Origin of the sequence: Labrenzia sp. THAF191a (genome assembly GCF_009363335.1) — a bacterium.
GTDB lineage: Bacteria > Pseudomonadota > Alphaproteobacteria > Rhizobiales > Stappiaceae > Roseibium > Roseibium algicola.
In genome coordinates this window covers 5,450,091-5,465,731 of record NZ_CP045333.1, presented here as the reverse complement: position 1 = coordinate 5,465,731, position 15,641 = coordinate 5,450,091, and the positions used below count along the sequence as shown (strand labels likewise).

General features: G+C 58.6%; 19 protein-coding genes. 12 read left to right on the top strand and 7 right to left on the bottom strand.

Annotated elements, in window-relative coordinates:
* Positions 1–446: 446 nt before the first annotated feature.
* Complete coding sequence (locus FIV05_RS31695) at positions 447–584, bottom strand: hypothetical protein (RefSeq protein ID WP_173013940.1); 138 nt, start codon at positions 582–584, stop codon at positions 447–449.
* A gap of 235 nt (positions 585–819) precedes the next feature.
* Here FIV05_RS31695 and FIV05_RS31690 point away from each other — a divergent pair, with 235 nt between their 5' ends.
* The 5 genes from FIV05_RS31690 (at position 820) to FIV05_RS25100 (ending at position 4,969) form a co-directional block, all read left to right on the top strand.
* On the top strand, positions 820–1,743 hold the full coding sequence (locus tag FIV05_RS31690; protein WP_173013939.1) for a flagellar hook-length control protein FliK: 924 nt from the start codon (positions 820–822) through the stop codon (positions 1,741–1,743).
* Positions 1,744–1,756: 13 nt separating this feature from the next.
* Positions 1,757–2,041, top strand: coding sequence for an EscU/YscU/HrcU family type III secretion system export apparatus switch protein (locus FIV05_RS25115; protein ID WP_022997768.1), 285 nt, complete (start codon positions 1,757–1,759; stop codon positions 2,039–2,041).
* A 353-nt stretch (positions 2,042–2,394) separates the two neighbouring features.
* The gene (gene gatB, locus FIV05_RS25110; RefSeq protein WP_022997767.1) at positions 2,395–3,876 is read left to right on the top strand and encodes an Asp-tRNA(Asn)/Glu-tRNA(Gln) amidotransferase subunit GatB; all 1,482 of its coding nucleotides are present in this window, start codon (positions 2,395–2,397) and stop codon (positions 3,874–3,876) included.
* A 4-nt stretch (positions 3,877–3,880) separates the two neighbouring features.
* Entirely contained in the window at positions 3,881–4,276 is a 396-nt protein-coding gene (locus FIV05_RS25105; RefSeq protein ID WP_152511392.1) for a GFA family protein, read from the top strand.
* 72 nt (positions 4,277–4,348) lie between these two features.
* Positions 4,349–4,969, top strand: coding sequence for a LysE family translocator (locus tag FIV05_RS25100; protein WP_152511391.1), 621 nt, complete (start codon positions 4,349–4,351; stop codon positions 4,967–4,969).
* Positions 4,970–5,092: 123 nt separating this feature from the next.
* On the opposite strand, the gene FIV05_RS25095 is transcribed toward FIV05_RS25100, so the two are convergent.
* Positions 5,093–6,259 carry an MFS transporter gene (locus FIV05_RS25095; RefSeq protein ID WP_152511390.1) on the bottom strand — a complete coding sequence of 389 codons (1,167 nt, stop codon included), beginning with the start codon at positions 6,257–6,259 and terminating at the stop codon, positions 5,093–5,095.
* Entirely contained in the window at positions 6,259–6,996 is a 738-nt protein-coding gene (locus FIV05_RS25090; RefSeq protein WP_152511389.1) for an SDR family oxidoreductase, read from the bottom strand. Before FIV05_RS25090 ends, FIV05_RS25095 begins: the two co-directional genes overlap by 1 nt.
* Before the next feature lie 100 nt (positions 6,997–7,096).
* On the opposite strand from FIV05_RS25090, the gene FIV05_RS25085 reads away from it, so the two are divergent.
* From FIV05_RS25085 to FIV05_RS25060, 6 genes are all read left to right on the top strand, one after another.
* Entirely contained in the window at positions 7,097–7,708 is a 612-nt protein-coding gene (locus FIV05_RS25085; RefSeq protein WP_152511388.1) for a TetR/AcrR family transcriptional regulator, read from the top strand.
* Between the two features lie 386 nt (positions 7,709–8,094).
* Positions 8,095–8,775: an amino acid ABC transporter permease gene (locus FIV05_RS25080; RefSeq protein ID WP_062489369.1), complete on the top strand. Its 681-nt coding sequence runs from the start codon at positions 8,095–8,097 to the stop codon at positions 8,773–8,775.
* Complete coding sequence (locus FIV05_RS25075) at positions 8,772–9,482, top strand: amino acid ABC transporter permease (protein ID WP_173013938.1); 711 nt, start codon at positions 8,772–8,774, stop codon at positions 9,480–9,482. The genes FIV05_RS25080 and FIV05_RS25075 overlap by 4 nt, the downstream gene beginning before the upstream one ends.
* A 39-nt stretch (positions 9,483–9,521) precedes the next feature.
* A complete protein-coding gene (locus FIV05_RS25070; RefSeq protein WP_022997759.1) occupies positions 9,522–10,310 on the top strand; it encodes a transporter substrate-binding domain-containing protein in 789 nt (262 codons plus the stop codon).
* A gap of 109 nt (positions 10,311–10,419) precedes the next feature.
* Positions 10,420–11,964 (top strand): glycosyltransferase family 39 protein, encoded by a 1,545-nt coding sequence (locus tag FIV05_RS25065; protein WP_152511386.1) that lies wholly within the window; start codon positions 10,420–10,422, stop codon positions 11,962–11,964.
* Between the two features lie 35 nt (positions 11,965–11,999).
* Positions 12,000–12,476 (top strand): GNAT family N-acetyltransferase, encoded by a 477-nt coding sequence (locus tag FIV05_RS25060; protein ID WP_152511385.1) that lies wholly within the window; start codon positions 12,000–12,002, stop codon positions 12,474–12,476.
* Between the two features lie 4 nt (positions 12,477–12,480).
* On the opposite strand, the gene FIV05_RS25055 is transcribed toward FIV05_RS25060, so the two are convergent.
* From FIV05_RS25055 to FIV05_RS25045, 3 genes are all read right to left on the bottom strand, one after another.
* Positions 12,481–12,879, bottom strand: a complete 399-nt coding sequence (locus FIV05_RS25055; RefSeq protein WP_173013937.1) for a nuclear transport factor 2 family protein — start codon at positions 12,877–12,879, stop codon at positions 12,481–12,483.
* Positions 12,880–12,910: 31 nt separating this feature from the next.
* A complete protein-coding gene (locus FIV05_RS25050) occupies positions 12,911–13,384 on the bottom strand; it encodes a DUF2147 domain-containing protein (protein WP_152511383.1) in 474 nt (157 codons plus the stop codon).
* Between the two features lie 115 nt (positions 13,385–13,499).
* Positions 13,500–13,922, bottom strand: coding sequence for a DUF2147 domain-containing protein (locus FIV05_RS25045; RefSeq protein ID WP_152511382.1), 423 nt, complete (start codon positions 13,920–13,922; stop codon positions 13,500–13,502).
* A 538-nt stretch (positions 13,923–14,460) separates the two neighbouring features.
* Here FIV05_RS25045 and FIV05_RS25040 point away from each other — a divergent pair.
* Complete coding sequence (locus FIV05_RS25040; protein WP_022997753.1) at positions 14,461–14,730, top strand: hypothetical protein; 270 nt, start codon at positions 14,461–14,463, stop codon at positions 14,728–14,730.
* 112 nt (positions 14,731–14,842) lie between these two features.
* Here FIV05_RS25040 and FIV05_RS25035 read toward each other — a convergent pair whose 3' ends face one another.
* Positions 14,843–15,622 (bottom strand): DUF930 domain-containing protein, encoded by a 780-nt coding sequence (locus tag FIV05_RS25035; protein ID WP_173013936.1) that lies wholly within the window; start codon positions 15,620–15,622, stop codon positions 14,843–14,845.
* Between the last annotated feature and the right edge of the window lie 19 nt (positions 15,623–15,641).

The window sequence follows — 15,641 nt, the reverse complement described above, 5'->3', positions numbered from 1 at the left end:
GCGCCACCGGCGGGCACACCATCTTCCGGGATCTCTCAACCGGGACAGCCTGCACCTCCGGCAGGGTCTGCGGCCGGGCAAGTGCCGTCGGGGGGAGGCGTACCTGTTACGGCCGCTCCCGGACAAGGTGCGGCGAGCCTGTCGAACCTGACCGGTGGACAACCGGTTTCGCAGCCGGCAGCAGTTGCCTCAACGGTTACAGGCATGCCCACGCAACCCGGAACATCGGTGAACCAGCCCCTAGCGAACACTTCCGCAATTTCACCTGCCGGTGCTTCTGTTCAGGCACCATCTTCCACGCTTTCAGCAGGCACGATGGCTACGCCAGCATCGCCGCCTTTACAAGGTAACCCGGCAGCTCCAGTCGGGGCTCCTTCAGGAAACGCGCCTGCACCTGCCACAAACGCCCCTGGTGTGCAAAGTGCAGTCCCCGGAACGGCGCCCGGTCAGGTTCCGGCAGGTGCAGGGACCGGAGCGCCGGTATCAAGCACGGTACAGGCAAATCTCCAGTCGGGAGGATCGTCGGGACCAACGCCTGTCCAGGGCTCGCAATTGGCATCAACCGCCGCGGGGGCAGGTGCCAATTCCGCTTCTCCTCCAGCTGCAAACCTGCCTGGCACAGGCTTGCCCAATCAAGCCACAGGGCAGTCAAACGGCGCATTTCAGACAGTTGGAGGACAGCCCGTAGTCCTGACGAGAACGGCGATCCCTCAGACTTATCCTGCATCCGTTGGTGCATCCGTGCCGACTGCGGGAGCCCCGAATCCAACTGCGCAGGCTCCAGCGGTGGGTCAGCAGCCTGCCGATAAGATTGCGGAATTGCTGAAACAACCGCTCAGTGAGCAGCAGGCCGGCCTGGGGAGCCTGTTCGCCCAGATCGGAAGCCTGATGTCCGCGCAGAGCAGCGGGAACGTTTCTTTGCCGGATCCCGTGGTCAAGGCAATGCAGCAGATCCTCGGTTTACGCTTGTCGTCGGCCCAGGCACCGACCGCGCAGGATCTGCAACAGGCAGTAAGATTGTCCGGACAGTTTCGCGAGGCACAATTGTCCCTGCCTTCCGGAGCGCAGCCGCAGGGTCAAGTCGCGCTGCCGGATTTGAAATCCGCCCTTTTGTCGTTCAAGGCACTGCTTCAGCAGTTGGGTGCCCGCTCTGAAATCACCCACCCCGCAGGACAGCCGCCAGCGCCATCCCGGCATGGTGCACCACAAGGCCAGGCGCAACAGACCAGCAGCGGGTTCTGGGCAGGAGCTGCTTCGCAAAATCTGCAGGCACTTCTGAAGGAAACGGATTCGGCCCTGGCGCGCCTGCGGCTGACGCAGCTCAGCAATACGAAACTGTCCAGGGACGATGGACCACGCGCAGCGTCCCGTCCAATGGATCTTGTGGTTGAACTGCCGCTCGCGTTTGGCAATGAAACGGCCGTGATGCAAATGCAGGTCGGTCGCGATGGGGCCGGAAACCAGGACGAGGATGAGGGGGAACCCGCCTGGCGGCTGCGGTTTGCACTCGATCTGACCGCGACAGGACCGCTGGAAGCTGCCATCAGTCTGCGCGGCGGCGGTACCTATGCCAGCTTGTGGGTGGATCGCAAGGAAACCTTCGACAGTCTGAACGCCGTTCGCGAAACCATGGAAGCCGCTTTTGCCGATGCGGGGCTGGATCTTCAGGAACTGCGGCTGATCCGGGGGCTCCCCCCCAGAACAGCGGCCAAATACGGCGCCCTGATCGACAGGCAATCGTGAGACGGAACCGGCAATGAGTGAAAAGGACAAATCCGGGAAGAAGCTTGCGGTCGCACTGCAATATGAGAACGAGGGCGCTCCCGTTGTCACCGCCAAAGGCGCGGGGTCCATGGCTGAACAGATCGAACGTCTTGCGCGGGAAGCTGGCGTGCCGATTGAACAGAACCCGATGATGGCTGAGGCCCTGTCGCAGATTGAGGTCGACCAGGAAATTCCGATCGAGCTTTATCAGGCGGTCGCCGTGCTGATCGGCTTCATCATGCGGACTGGCCAGGCCAAGCACCCGCCGCAGGAATGATGGCGCAAGGCCGAGTGTTGTCGCGCTGACAAAGCAATTGCCACTGTGACCTTCCGTTGCACGCGTGTTGGTCGTGCTTCCTGGCTCTGGAAATGATCAGGCCGGGGGTGGCATTACGCTCGTCCGCGACGGCACGGATGCTTGTTGCAACGCTTCGCAATGCGCGATTGCCAGGCAGACAGACAGGAAAGGCGCGTCCTGCTGTGCGAAAGCTGACGCTTCAGGCAAGGAAAACCTTGCAGCCAGGACAATTCCCGACTAGGTCATCAAACGGCTACAAATTCGCGCCGCAGCATGTCTTTCCAGCTGGTTGACCAGACGCGAAATCAAAACGAACAGGATTTTTGACGACTATGACGATTGTCGACGTACGCACACCCGATCCGAAGAAATTCATCAAGGGCGCGACGGGCGATTGGGAAATCGTGATCGGTATGGAAGTCCATGCCCAGGTCACGTCCGAAGCCAAGCTCTTTTCCGGCGCCTCAACGGAATTCGGCAAGGACCCCAACGATAACGTCAGCCTCGTGGACGCGGCCATGCCGGGCATGCTGCCGGTGATCAACGAGGAATGCGTGCGTCAGGCGATCCGCACCGGCCTCGGTCTCAAGGCCGAGATCAATCTGAAGTCCGTGTTTGACCGCAAGAACTATTTCTATCCGGATTTGCCGCAGGGCTACCAGATCTCCCAGTTCAAGCAGCCGATTGTCGGAGAAGGCAAGATCCTTCTCGACATGCCGGACGAACAGGTCGAGATCGGTGTGGAGCGCCTGCACCTTGAGCAGGACGCCGGCAAGTCTCTGCACGACCAGCATCCGACCATGTCATTCGTTGACTTGAACCGCTCCGGCGTGGCGCTGATGGAAATCGTCTCCAAGCCGGATCTCCGGTCTTCCGACGAAGCAAAAGCCTATCTGACCAAGCTGCGCACGATCCTGCGTTATCTCGGCACCTGCGACGGCAACATGGACCAGGGCTCCATGCGCGCCGACGTCAACGTGTCCGTCCGCCGTCCGGGTGGTGAATTCGGCACCCGCTGCGAGATCAAGAACGTCAACTCGATCCGCTTTGTCGGTCAGGCTATCGAATATGAAGCCCGCCGCCAGGTCGCACTTCTGGAAGACGGCGGCTCTGTCGATCAGGAAACCCGCCTGTTCGATGCTGTGAAGGGCGAAACACGGTCCATGCGGTCCAAGGAAGAAGCGCATGACTACCGCTATTTCCCGGATCCCGACCTGCTGCCGCTGGAGTTCACGCAGGCGTTCGTCGACGAACTGGCACAGCACCTGCCGGAACTGCCGGACGACAAGAAGAACCGCTTCATGGGCGACTATGGCCTCACCGCCTATGACGCCGAGATCCTGATTGCAGAAAAAGCTTCTGCCGATTTCTTCGAGGAAGTCGCCAAGGGCCGCGACGCCAAACTGGCTGCCAACTGGGTGATCAACGAGCTCTTTGGCCGCCTGAACAAGGAAGGCAAGGACCTTTCGACCAGCCCGGTTTCCGCGGCGCAGCTTGGCGGTATCGTCGATCTGATCAAGGACGGCGTCATCTCCGGCAAGATCGCCAAGGACCTGTTCGAGATCGTGTGGACCGAAGGTGGCGACCCGGCGAAGATCGTCGAAGAACGTGGCATGAAGCAGGTGACCGACCTTGGTGCGATTGAAGCCATCGTCGACGAAATCATTGCCGCAAACCCGGACAAGGTTCAGCAGGCAATCGCCAAGCCGGGTCTTCTCGGCTGGTTCGTCGGACAGGTGATGAAACAGTCCCAGGGCAAGGCCAACCCGCAGGCCGTAAGCGACATGCTGAAGCAGAAGATCGGTCTGGAATAAGACCATGAGCGGTGAGGGGACAGCACCGAAAGTCGAGCTGCCCATCACCGGTTCCTGCCATTGCGGGGCGGTGTCTTACGAAATGAAGACACCGCCTCGACACGCCGTTGAATGCAACTGCTCCATCTGCCGCCGGCTGGGCACCATCTGGGGGCATGGCGAAGCTGGCGATATCGAGATCAAGGCGGCACCCGGAGCAACGCTCAGCTACGTCTGGGGCGACAAGGGGCTGGCTTTCCACACCTGCAACACTTGCGGCTGCACCACCCACTGGCAAAGCCTGTCGGCTGAGTTTCCCGATCGGTTGGCAGTTAACCTCCGGCTTGCACCTCCTGGAACCATCGAGGCCATCGGGCTGCGTCACTTCGATGGCGCGGATACCTGGACCTTTCTGGACTGAGGGAACATAGCGTGCTCTGATCGGGCCCAAGCGCTGCTGCGCACGTGATGCCATCCACACCTTGGAGGGGCAATGAACGAGCATCTTGCGAGCCTTTTTCTGGCTCTCGGCATCTTCTCTCTTGGTTTCATCAGCATTGGGCCAAACATCCTCGCCATCATCGGGACGTCGATGGAACGCGGTCGCAAGTCCGGCACCCAGCTCGCGTTGGGTGTAGGCGCAGGCTCCGGTCTATGGGCAACCTTCACGGTTGCCGGACTGACTGCCCTGATTGCCGCTTATGCCCAGGCCGTTACCGTTCTGAAGATTTTCGGGGCGGCCTACCTGTTGTGGTTGGCATTCAAGGCATTCCGTGCGGCTTCAAGGCCAGCCAACGCAATGCATTTGACCGGTGCAAGGGGACCCAATCTGTTCCTGCAGGGGCTGGCTATTCAGATGACCAACCCGAAGGCCGCACTGCATTGGATCGCGATTGTCGGGATAGGCCTGGGAGCTGATACGCCACTGTGGGTCGGTCTGCTGCTGATTGGCCTGAGTACGGCAATTTCCATCATCGGGCACGTCGCCTATGCAGTGACGTTTTCAACCGCACCCGTCATCCGCTTCTATCGGCGCAGTCAGCGCTGGATAAGCGCAACGCTGGGCGTCTTCTTTTCCTTCGCAGCCTACAAACTGGCTACATTCCGGCCTTGAGCGGAAAGACCTCGCTGCCGGCTGCCTCTTTCAAGCTTTCGGGCCAATGTCCACTGAAGCTCAGTGGACATGACTGTTCGGCAGACAACAGGTTTTCGGTGACGTTCTGTTGGTGCGCTTGGTTCAGATCCGGTCTGCGGCCTCTTGGGCAGGTGAGCGAAACCGTTTGGGCAGTGCTGCGAGCAACATCACCGTCGCGACACACGGTATTGCAAACAGAGCTGCAGTTGCGCTCATTGAGGCTACGCCACCCGTTTCAAGCATCCATCCGCCCACGAAGGTACCAAGTGCAATGCCGACATTGGCGGCTGCAATGTTCATGGATGCCGCGAAACTCTTGTGATCAGGCCCTGCCGTCATCACGCGCACCTGCGACAGCACGAAGCCGGCAGCGTGGGCCATGCCCCAGGCAATCAGGACAACTGTCAGAAGCAGGGCGGGAGCAGTCGCCAGAAGGCCGAAGACCAAGGCTCCGCCTGAAACAAGCAATGGAACAACAATGGCGCCGGCCAACGCATGGTCGGCAGTCCTTCCACCGACCCAGTTCCCGGCGAGGCCGGCTGCACCGAAAACCAGCAGCGCGATGGACATCTGGTCTCCTTCAAGTCCGGCGTTGGCCAACAGGCTGGTGAGATACGAATAGCCAGCGAACATTGCCGAGAAAACGCAGACAGACAGAAAAAGCTGACAGAGAAACGATGGACGGCGAAGCAGGGAAAGCGCGCTGGCTGTCTTTGCCTGGAAAGGTGGCAAATGAAGCCTCAGATTGGCGAACAGCAGGACCACTGACAGCAAACCAAGGCCTGCGACAGGGGTTTGCCAGCCAAACCGTTCTGCAAAGAATGTTCCGCAAGACGGCGCCAGGACGACACCGAGCGTAACGCCGATATAAACTTTCGCGACGCCTTTGCCAGCGCCATACACCTGGGAGAGGTGAGAGCTTGCGAAACTGATGTAGACCGGCAATGCCGCTCCCTGAGCGACCCGGAGAGCGGCGGCAAGCTCGAAATTCGGCAATACGATCAATATCAGGTTGGCGGAATTGGGCAGCATCATCCAGCCGAGCACCTTCGCCGGCGATGTATCAGACAGATACGCGGAAAGAAACGGCGCGGCGAGGGCGGAGCCAATGGCAAACCACGTCACCAGCCAGCCGGATTGCGAGGGTGTCATGTCCAGCTGCGCCGACATTGCAGGCGCAAGGCCGATGACGACGAACTCCGTCGCCACCAGCACCAGTGCCGACAGCCCGATCGTCAGGGCTGTGGCTTTGGAAGAACCTCTTGTCATCAGGCGTTGGCACCATTGTCGATCAACCAGTCAGCTCCTGTAACAGACTGTGCAGCGTCCGAGGCGAGAAAAGCGACAACATTGGCAATTTCTTCAGGCTGTGCATAGGCTTGCCGTGCCATGAGGGCCCGTTGCCCGTCGGCAAACGGACCGTCGGCAGGGTTCATGTCCGTATCTGTGGAACCCGGATGCACGGCGTTTACCGTTATCCGCCGGGAGCCGAGGTCACGCGCAAGCGCATGGGTCAATCCGGTGACGCCTGCCTTGGTTGCGCTATAGGCCACCAGTCCGGCCATGGGCGCCTGAGCTGCAAGATTACTGCCGATCGAGATAATCCTGCCTCCGTCCGGCATGTGCGTGACCGCGGCTTTTGATGCAACGAACACAGCACGAAGATTGACCGCCAGGGATGTGTCGAAGTCTTCCAGGGACAGTTGGTCGACCGGGCCAACGAGAAAAACGCCGGCGTTGTTCACCAGGATATCGATCTTTCCGAAGGTGGATGCAGCCTTGTTGATCGCGTCCTGCAGGTCATTTGCCTTGCTGTTGTCGGCGCGAATGGCCAGTGCCTTGCGGCCCGTCTTTTCGATCGCGGCAACGGTACCTGCGGCCGCGTCCTCGTTTGACGCATAACTGATCGCTACATCAGCGCCATTCTCGGCGAGCTTGCGGGCGATTGCTGCGCCGATGCCCCGGCTTCCCCCTGTTACAAAGGCTGTTTTTCCAATCAATGTCATCGTCGATTCCTATTTTGTAGTGATTGATACAAAATTAGATGGACTGCTTGTGTTCAAGGGTCAAGTGATTTATTTATCGATCGATACAGAAAGGGTTTGAATGGCAACGAGAGGCCGTCCGAGAAAATTTGACCGGGAAGAGGCGCTTGAGCGGGCGATGCGTGTTTTCTGGTCGAAGACCTACGAGGGAACATCGCTGAGCGATCTGACATCAGCCATGGGAATTAACACGCCCAGCCTTTACGCTGCCTTCGGCAGCAAGCAGGAGCTTTTCCGCGAAGCCTTGGCTCACTACGTCGAGAACTATCACAACGGTATCTGGACCGGTTTGGACGAAACGCCCTCGATTTTCGATGCTGTCCGGACCTTCCTGACACGCTCTGCAGAAGCCTATTGCATGACCTGTCAACCACCTGGCTGCATGGTCGTACTGGGAGCACAACACAGTTGCACTGAGGACCAGTCCGTTCCGGCGGGCTTGAGCAAGATGCGGAAGAACAATCTTCTCCAACTGCAGGCACGCATCGAGCAGGCAAAGGCGGATGGCGAACTTCCCGGTGACTTCGATACCGCAGCCGCGGCAACGATGCTCTTCTCGATGCAAACCGGAATGTCGGTTCTGGCCCGTGATGGCGTGTGTGAGGAAGCCTTGCTTGCTGCAGCCGACCAATGCGTTGAAGCCTTCAGGGCGATGGCAAAACGGCCCCGATAGCAGCGGTTCAGCGAGCCAGTCGCATCCATAGGGTCAGTATCTATCGGGCAAGCGTTTCAGATTGAACGTCCAGGCATCCCCAGGGTCTTGACGTCGTGATAGCTGCACGATGCACACCACGAACCCGGTGCTTGATCAGTTGTTCCAGGCAGCTCGGTATCTGCGTGACCACCGGTCATACCTGCTTGTCAGGTCGGACTGCCTTGTAATTTTGCCCAATATCGAGGCAAGTGCCTCTGTTGTTCGCGCATCCTTGAAGTTCCGCTGCAGGTTCATGGCGAACGCCTGCAATTCTTTCCTTTGGCACAAGCCTTGCTCTTCCAACTCTGGTTTGAACCATTGGAAGTTTTTGATGAAGCACGGCCTTGTTTCTCTGGTTGGTATCAATGTCCAATCTTAGATTTTTCGAGATCTACCGGAATCCGGAATATTTGTGGCTGCTCGCCAAGGGCGCATTGATCAGCGCTGCGCTGACAATCGGCGGCGGTATCCTAGGGTTTCTCCTCGCCGTGCTGCTGGCGGCAGTCCGCCACTACAGGGTGCCGGTTCTTGCCCAACTGGCGGCAGCCTATGTCGAATTCATCCGCAACACGCCATTGATCGTGCAGATGTTTTTCGTCGCCTTCGGTTTACCGCTGCTTCTTGGGTACCAATGGCCCTTCTGGGCCCATGCGCTGCTGGCACTCTCCATCAATTTTTCCGCCTATTTTGCGGAGATCCTGCGCGCGGGCCTGGCGTCCCTCGGTGCAGGGCAAACAGAAGCCGCCGATGCGCTCGGTCTGCCGCGCTGGCTCAGCTTCGTGAAGGTATGCCTGCCGCAGGCCGTTGCCGCCATGTATCCTTCGCTCAACAGCCAGTTCATCTTCCTGTTCCTGACGACCGGCATCATTTCGGAAATCGGCGTGACGGACCTGACATGGGCAGGTCTTTTCATCGACAGCCGGAATTTTCGTTCGTTCGAGATCTTCTTCACCCTGACGGTGATCTACCTGTTGATGTCGCTGGGGTTCAAAACCCTCCTGGCGCTGCTGCATGACCGGTTGTTCAAATGGAAGGTGGTTCGATGAAAGACGCCTTCGTCGCCATCCTTGGCAAACCTTTCGGCATCGTCCTGTTCCAGCTTCTGGAAGCCACCCAATACACGATCTATCTGTCTCTGATCGCTTTCATCGGTGGGGGCTTGATCGGCGCATGCGTAACCGCTTCGCGGGTCTCGCCGGTCAAGATATTGCGGAAGGTCTTCACGGCCTACACCTGGCTGTTCCAGTCAGTGCCCTTGCTGATGCTGCTGTTTCTGCTCGGGCTGGGTATTCCGCATCTTTTCGAAATCCAGATTGACCCGTGGCGAGCGGCCGGCATTGCCCTGACGCTTTATACAAGCGCCTATCTGGCCGAAGTCTGGCGCGGGGCACTGACGGCCATACCGGCAGGCCAGCATGAAGGCGGCAAGGCGCTGGGCATGACCTTCGCCCAGATCATGTTCCTGATCATTCTGCCACAGGCGTTTCGCCTGGCCATTGCGCCCACGGTCGGCTTCATGGTGCAGATCATCAAGGGCACGTCGCTTGCCTATATCATCGGCTTTCACGACCTGATGACGGTCGGCAAGCGCTGGGCGAATGCGCCCGTGCCGGGCACCCAACCCTTCGTCATCTATCCGCTGATGGCGATGATCTATTTTTCTCTTTGTTTTCCGTTGTCTGTGTGGTCGCGGCGCCTTGAAAAGCGCCTCGGATCCACATCGTCCAAGGGCGGGGCTGCCGCCGCCGCCTGACAAATCGCGCTTCAAGAACAACCGAAGGAGGGTCGCGTAATGTTGAAAAAAATTCTGGGGCTGACAGGCTTGGCAGTGTCTGCTGCATTGATGATTGCAAGTCCTGCATCTGCAGAGCTGAAGGACATTCTGGAAGCCGGCAAGATCAAGATTGCTACACCGGAGAATTTTCCGCCGTTTGGCTCGCTGGGCAGTGAAGGCGAATATGAAGGCTACGATATCGACGTCGCAAAGATGATCGCGGAAGACCTTGGCGTCGAACTGGAGCTGGTGCCCGTCACGTCCAAGCAGCGCATTCCGTTTCTGGAAACCGACAAGGCCGATCTCGTGATTGCAACGCTCGGTGCCAATCCGGAACGCGCAAAGTCGATCTGGTTCTCTCACGCCTATGCTCCGTTCTTTTCCGGAGCCTTTGCCAAGCCTGACGTGGCCGTGTCCACCATTGCGGATTTTTCCGGCAAGAAAATCGCCGTGACCAGCGGCACGCTTGAAGATCTGGCAATCACGGCGGATGCACCGGAAGATGCGGAGATCATCAGGTTTGGCGACAACGCGGCCACCATTGCGGCTTATGTTTCCGGCCAGGCCGACGTTATTGTGACCGGCAACATGGTGGCTTTGGGCATTTCCAATGACAACCCGGACTTCAATCTGGAAAACAAGTTCATCATCGCCAACTCGCCGTCTTTCATCGGTGTGAAGACGGGCAACATCGACCTTTTGCAATGGGTCAACGTTTTCGTTCTGCACAAGAAGCTGAACGGCAAGCTGGGCGAGCTGTCAGAGAAGTGGCTGAAGACGCCGCTACCGCCTTTGCCGGCACTTTAAAACCTGTCGGCTGAATGCTTGAAGCGCGCGGCGTCGAGCCGCGCGTTTTTTGTTTTCGCGAGAGAAAATGCGAGGTTACAGACTTCTGAAAATCTAGTATCCCCCTGCCATGATGTTTCGCAGTTCGACCGCCGGTACAGGGCCGGCTCCGTTTTATGCCACGCCCCTCGGGGTCTGGGGCGTCGTTGCCCTTTGGGGGCTCACGCATATCCTGCTGAGGGCGTTGAACACGCCCGTCCTTGGTACGGACGATATGTTCGAGAACGTTCTGGTGCAGACACTGGAGCCCGGTTACATGCTGCGTCAGCCGCCACTTTACGAGTGGCTGCTCTGGTCTGCGCAGCGAATGTTCGGCCCTACAATCTGGGCAGCGCTTTTCGTCAAATACACCCTGATCTCGATTGCCGCGCTGTTTCTGTTCCGGATCGCACGCAAGGCCATTCACGACACGCGTCTTGCAGCCCTGTGTGTCTTTTCCTATTCGCTCTTCTACCAGTTCGGCTGGAACCTTCATGAAGGCGTCACCCACACGGTGGTGTTGACTGCAGCCTGTGCCATGAGCGCCTTCTTCTTCCTGAAGGCGCTGGAGACACAGCGGCTCGGCTACTACGTGCTGTTTGGCATGGCGGCCGGGGCCGGACTGCTGGGCAAGCATTCCTACCCGATTTTTGTACTTGCCCTGATCCTCGCGGCGGCCAGCGACCCGGCATGGCGCACCCGGTTGCGCCTTGTCGGCCTGGTGCTGGTGCCTTTCGCGGCGGCACTGATCTACAGCCCCTATGCCTATTGGATCTTCAGCGAAGGGCTGCAGCTGCTGGCATCTGTCTCCGACACCATGGGCGTCAGTGCTGAGACATCGCATCTGATGCGCGCAGGCGAGGGGCTCGGGAAACTTGCCTTCGGACTTGTCGGTTTCTCGGTTCCGCTGGTCCCGCTGCTGCTCCTGCTGTTCTGGCCGCGCTATCTTGGCCGCAAAAAGCCCGCAATACCTGCCGTGAGTGACGCAGCGCGCCTGTGCGGGCGCACGGTTCTCCTGATGATCCTGCTGACGGCGTTGATGATTGCGATCACCGGTGCGACCTACGTCAAGGAACGGCACATGCATCCGCTGCTTCTGCTGCTGCCGGTGTGGCTGTTCGCTGACCTGGAACGCTTCGGATTTGAAAGGCAATGGCGCTGGCTGACGGCCGTTGTTCTGGCAGTTGTCGCGGTCGCCTTTCTCGCCCGGGTGCCCGGGTTGGTTGCGCCGGACAAGACATGGTGCGGTGGCAAGTGCCGGCACATGAAGCCTTACGCGGACCTGAAGGCACCGCTGGCTGACCTGGGAGCAGCAGACGCCACACTGATTGCCGATGATGGCTATACCGGCGGTAATCTGAGGGTCTTGTTTCCCGATGCCCGGCTGGTGACCAAGGCCATTCCGGCCAGAACGCCGCCGCGACAAAGCTGCTTCTTCATCTGGGAAGAGGGTGACAAGGAGCCGGACACGTCTGCAATGGAGCGCTTCAGTCAGGTCGCCTTCTGGGATGCCGCCGAAGCGCTTGAGGCAACGTATCTCACCGGCGCTTGGCCGCATTTGTGGAAGGCGCCCGGCTGGCGGACAAGCTGGTGGGGCGTAGCAAAACTCCCGCCCGAGAGCCCCATCTGCCGCTGACCGTAATCTTTCCTGACCAAAGGCGCGAACCGAAGATGCCGGACACAATTGCCTCGACCGTTTCCATCGTAAAAGCCCGCCTGGAGCACCTTCGCGAGATCGTTGCCATCATCAATGCTGGGGCGACCAGTGTTCGCAAGGACAGGGAATTTGCCGACTGGCAGGACTACCGCCCGGCATTTGACGCGCTTGTCGCCGCACCCGAGTGCGATATCTACGTCGCGCTTGCCGAAAGCGGAGAAGTGGTCGGTACGTTCCAGATCCATTTCATGAAGGGGCTCGCCTTCCAGGGGCGCCCGAGGGTTGAACTGGAAAGCGTTCACGTGCGGGCGGACCAGCGCGGCACCGGTGTCGGGCGGCTGATGATGGCACGGGCTGAAGACCTGGCACGGCAGGGCAACGCCTGCATGGTGCAGCTGACGTCGAACAAGGAACGCGAAGGCTCACATCACTTTTACAAGCGGCTTGGCTACGACCAGAGCCATCACGGCTACAAGAAGATGTTCGTCTAAGCCATCATTGATCAGTTGGTGTCTGGCGCGCTGTGCCTTGATGGAACCGTAACTGCCAGGCTCCGTCTCGTCTGCTCCAGATCGAACTGCGGTTTGCTCTTTCAACGTTACCAAGCTCACGCCTGACTTCACTGACATAGGTCACGAGAACCGAATTCGTGTCGATCACGGTGAACTTGAGGCAGGGCAGGGGCAGGCGTACGTCGATAGGCCGTGCGGCACTCGCGGGCAGGATCAGGTCTTCACGCGGATAGATACGGCCGGATCGGCCGAACTCAAAAAAGTCATCCGCAAAGATCTGGTCCATCAGGACGGGGTCGTAACGCGATTCCGCTCGCCACAGGCTTTCTTCCAGTTTGGTGAGCGTTTCGATATCGTCGGGCGTGAGGCACGTGTCAGACATGGATCCGGGCTGAACTGGTAAACCGGCGATGTCAGTCGACCCGTCGCCAGGTTTCCTTTTCGCAGACATTGAAAACGACGCGGACGCAGCCCTGTACTTCCAGGGCGGAGGCGTTCTTCGGGCGCAGAGTGGCATCCGCGCTGAAGCCGCGACGCGGATCATAGACCCGGCCTTTCCAACCATCTTTCTGTGGTGCCATGCGCCAGAGCACGGTCAGGCCGAGCACCTTCCGTTTGCGCTTGCTTTCGTCCTTGTTGTTGAGATCCGGCGTGTTTTCCATGGAATAGCCTTTGGGGGCCGGAAACCGGACAATCTTGCCACAGGGCACCTTGCCGCATTTTTGTATCTGGATGACGGCACCTGCCGGTGTCAGCCATTTGCCGTTGATGTCCGGGGCTGCAAGAGCTTCGCCACCTGTGCCTGCAAGCAGGAGAGCGAACAGACCGGCTTTCGATAACAGTCTGGAAGTCGGAAACGCAGAAACAAAGAAAGAAACAGGAACCACGATTATCCCCCGTCGCAATGCTGGTGACGACTGCGCCACAATCTCTGACCGGCAATTGCGACGGAGGAAAGGCCAAATCGACAGGATCTGGCGATTTCGGACTTTGTTCAGCCGTTTATTGTTCCCGTTTCCAGGTTTCGCCCTTACAGATGAGGCCACCCATCACGCAGCCCTCCAGTTTCAACGCATTGGCGGACGTCAGCTCGATGAAGCCGGTATAGGTCTTGCCGTCCTCGGCGTTATAGACCTTGCCCTTCCACTGGTTTTCCTTGTCGGTGGGTTTCATGGCCTGAACGATCTGTACTCCCAGCAGCGGGCGGTCCCGCTTGGCTGCGTCCGGGTTCCTGATGTCGTTTCGCGGCTCCCGCAGCCATATCAGCTTGCCGCACAAGGAGCTGCCGCAGGAGCTTATCCGGATCTTGGATGCCCCGTTCGGGCGGACCCAGTCTCCCTTGGCATCGCCTGCGAAAGACATTGTTGCGGATGTGGTGATGAGAGCGCCCGCAAGCAGTGCGGACGACAGAATGGTTTTCAGCATAAGTTCCTCCCAAAGCGGAATGCCTTCCGTTTACGGAAAGGGAATGTATAGCTCGGGAAACGTGCTGAAAAGCCGTCACCCAACGTCAGGTCGTCCGAAAATCCTCCTGAACGCCGAAGGGAGGCAAAGTCTGGTTTTCTGAAAGGAAGGGAACGAAATAAAACCGGACAAAGAATTGTGGAAACGAATCCATGGTGAACAGAAGGTTGATGGGCCTTGTCAAATTTTCGGAGAATGTGACTGACTAAAAAGGGAAAATCGCAACCATATACTTACCGCAATATGAATTTCAGACTTATTTAAAATTTTGTTCGCATTACGTTAAACCTGTCTTTTAACGCCCCTTTTAACTGCTGCTGATGAAGTAGACCTCAAGAAACAACGGGGAAAGCTTCACGAAAGCTTGTGTTTCTTAGATCGGTCCTTGCCAAGCCATTGTGTTCAGCAAAGTGACCGGTTGGCAGTAGGGAACCGGGACGGTGGATCCAGAAGGATCGGAGCTGTTCCGCAGAAGTCAGACAGACGAAAGGGGAGCGTTATGGCTCGTTTTGAAATGCACTCGGCCGATATGGCCATCATGGGCGAAAAGCCGGTTACCGCGGACATCCTGTTCCAGATGGGTCTGGATAGCGCTTGCGGCCGTCACGGAATGACCGATCTGATCACAGCGCACAAGTGGTTCAACATTGCCGCCCTCAAAGGCAACAAGGACGCAGCGCGCTACCGCAAGGAAATTTCCGGTGAAATGTCCACTTCCGAAATCGCCGAAGCTCAGCGATCGGCTCGTGAATGGCTGTCGATGCATTGAACCGGATCAAGGCTGCCGGCCGAACGGCACCTGAACCGGTATCCACAACCTGACGCGGCAGCACAGTTTTCTGCCGCGTCCAGTTTCCGGCCCCTTGCCGGGACCGCTCCAGTCAATGGATCGGCGCCAGACCGTACTCATCCCAGATCGAGCGGTCGATTGGTGCACCAAGGGCATATTCGAACCCGCTGACGATCTTGCCGCTGGCGTCCAGCCGGCATCGATAGGCGATCTCGTACCAGACCCGGTTGCTTCTGAGGGCTCCGGCGGGCACGACAATCATATCTTCCTTCTGAAATGAATTGCGGAAAGCATGTGGCGCAAGCCGTGTCGGCTTGAACCCCGGCCGCGCATGGCGAACCTGCTCCATTGCCTCCAGCGCGCAAATCTGTTCGCGTCCATCTTCACTGGTCAAGGTTGGCAGAAACTCGCGTGCCTGTGCGGAGCGTGGGTCGTTCAGGACATCATTGGCAAAATAGGCATTTGCAGTAACCCATTCCTGCTCGGGCCTGGTCCTCGAAGAAGTTGGGGCCGTGGGCGCAGGCAACGTGGCATTCGAAGAAGGCACCGGTTCCGAAGACACGTTCGAACCTGACAACGGATCAGCAGTGGATTGCGGGGAGACTGCCGCAGTTTGCGATTGGCTCTCGTCGGTTTCTTTCAGCGCGGTTTCCGGCAGACTTGGCGGCAGGTATTCGGGAATGATCTCAACGGAGACAGGCTCGGGCGGCTCTGGCAGGACACTCCGCCACAGCGCCGCATCGCTCAACACCGCATAGAGCGCAAGGTGCAGCCAGAGCGCACAGATCCACGGAAACCTTTCCGCGACAAACCGTGTCAGATGCGTCGGAGGGGCGAGCTCGGCTATGGCATTTCTCCGATACCCGGCCAAGTTGAAGAGTGTCCATCGC